This is a genomic window from Candidatus Jordarchaeum sp. (assembly GCF_052745115.1).
In genome coordinates this window covers 1-2,424 of record NZ_JBRAKS010000152.1, presented here as the reverse complement: position 1 = coordinate 2,424, position 2,424 = coordinate 1, and the positions used below count along the sequence as shown (strand labels likewise).

Annotated in this window: 2 protein-coding genes; both read left to right on the top strand. The window is 41.7% G+C overall.

The features are described from left to right. Positions 1–410 precede the first annotated feature (410 nt). Positions 411–1,406 (top strand): ATP-binding cassette domain-containing protein, encoded by a 996-nt coding sequence (locus ACUVXA_RS11615; protein ID WP_445871430.1) that lies wholly within the window; start codon positions 411–413, stop codon positions 1,404–1,406. A gap of 31 nt (positions 1,407–1,437) precedes the next feature. Next, on the top strand, positions 1,438–2,328 hold the full coding sequence (locus ACUVXA_RS11610; RefSeq protein ID WP_445871429.1) for an ABC transporter permease: 891 nt from the start codon (positions 1,438–1,440) through the stop codon (positions 2,326–2,328). The last annotated feature ends 96 nt before the right edge of the window (positions 2,329–2,424 follow it).

Genomic DNA, 2,424 nt, shown 5'->3' with positions numbered 1-2,424 from the left:
ACGACTCCACATCAGAATAAATATGTGAAGAAAGCAGGATGTCACGAAGTTTATGAGGGGAGGCCCTCCTCTCCTATTATATTATCTCCCTGGGCTATCATTACGATAACCCAATTATTACTGTATTTTTTAATTATATAAACATTTGGCTCAAAAGTATACCATTATAATTGTAATTTCTATAAAACAACTAACAAAAATATTTTAACCGTTTATCAAATAAATCCCCGCCAAATAAAAAAAAGCAAAAAAAATACCCAAATTCTTAGATTATTCTAAAAAAACATTAAAAAACACTAACACAAACCGAGAATCACAAATTTCCAAAAAAACAAACTGCAAATCTTAAAAACCCTCCCGCACAATACCCACATATCAAAAAACATACCAACGGAGGCAAACCCTCAAAGATGTACGCCATAAAAACCACCGACCTAACCAAAAAATTCAAAGAACTCACCGCAGTACACCAGCTCAACCTCGAAATCGAAAAAGGCGAACTATTCGGAATGCTCGGCCCAAACGGAGCCGGAAAAACCACCACCCTAAAAATGCTATCCACACTCATCAAACCCACCTCCGGAACCGCCGAAGTATGGGGACACAACATAGAAACCCAAAAAGACCAAGTAAGAAGCAACATAGGAATGGTCTTCCAAGACCCCAGCCTAGACATAAGACTAACCGGAGAAGAAAACCTAGACTTCCACGCCCGAATGTACGGACTACCCAAACAAAAAAGAAAAGAAAGAATAAACGAAGTCTTAAACCTAGTAGAACTAACCGAACACAAAAAAACCATGGTCATAAACTACTCCGGAGGAATGAAAAGAAGACTCGAAATAGCCCGAGGACTAATGCACTTCCCACACGTACTATTCCTAGACGAACCCACCTTGGGACTTGACCCTCAGACTCGGCGTCGGATTTGGGATTATATTAAGATGATGACTGAGGAGAAGGAGGTTACTATTATTTTGACTACTCATTATATGGATGAGGCGGATTATCTGTGTGATAGGATTGCTATTATGGATTTTGGGAAGATTGTTGCTTTGGATTCTTCGAAGAATTTGAAGGATTCTATTGGAACTGATGTGATATCGTTGCAGTTGGATGATGGTGAGGAACAGTTTTTCGAATTGTTGAAGGGTATTAGTTGGGTGAAGAAGATTAGTGAGCATGATGAAATAATTGATCTTAATGTGCAGCAGGGGGAAACTAGAATACCAGAAATTGTTAACTTGGCTCAGAGGGCGGGTACACAGATTAGGTCTGTGAATTTGCGGGAGCCAACGCTTGAAGATGTTTTTCTACAGTATACTGGGAGAACTATTAGAGAGGGGGATGGTGGTTCGAAGGCGCTGATGAGGGAACACGTTAGGAGCATGAGGAGAAGGAGTTAGAAAAGCAAAATCGGTAGTGGGGTAGTGTGTTATGAAGAGGTCGTTGGAGTTTCAGGCTGTTTATGTGATGTGGTTGCGTGAGATGAAGAAGTTTTTTAGGTCTTGGAGTAGGGTTATTGGAATGGTTGCGATGCCGGCTTTCTTTCTGGTTTTTATGGGAATGGGTTTTGAGAGTTTTGAGATTTCGGGTTTGCCTTCTTCAGCGTTTATTGCGAATTACATTACGGAGGCTTTGCAGTCTGTTTGGGGTGTAAACCAATATGTGGCGTATTTTGGGTCGCAGTACTTGGCGGACGAGTTGGCGAAGGAGTTGGGTTTGAATTATCTCTCGTTTCTGAGTCCGGGCATTATTGGTATGATTCTGCTCTTTGCCTCTATGGTTGCGGGTATGAGTATTCTTTTTGACCGGGAGTTCGGCTTCTTAAAAGAAGTTATGGTGGCGCCGGTGAGCAGATTCTCGATAGCTATGGGAAGAACCCTGGGCGGAGTGACTACCGCCATAATGCAGGGGCTCCTAATCTTGCTAATCTCAATACCCTTGGGAGTGAATATCAGTAACCCGGCGGGACTGAGCCTGTCCGTGGTTTTCATGATGCTCATATCCATGGGCTTCGTAGGTTTGGGAGTAGCCTTTGCTGCGAAGATGACCGATTTTCAGGGCTTTATGCTGATAATGAATTTCATAGTGTTTCCACTGTTTTTCCTGTCTGGTGCACTATTTCCCTTGAGTTCATTTCCCAGTTGGGTGCAGACCATAGCATATCTAGATCCTCTAACATACGGAGTGGACGCCCTTAGAACTACTCTAGTGGGAATTGGAGGTACAATGCCTCTCACGGTCAACTTCTTGGTTCTTATTGGTTTCACTGCTGCTATGCTTCTAGTGAGCACTTACTTGTTCCAGGGAACGGAAGTGGATTAAATCGTTTCAAAAACCTATTTCACTAATTTTTCTAGGTATTTAAGTATTTAGTTTGTGCATAGTTTCTAATTATTGGTTTTTTCCTCATTTTAATGG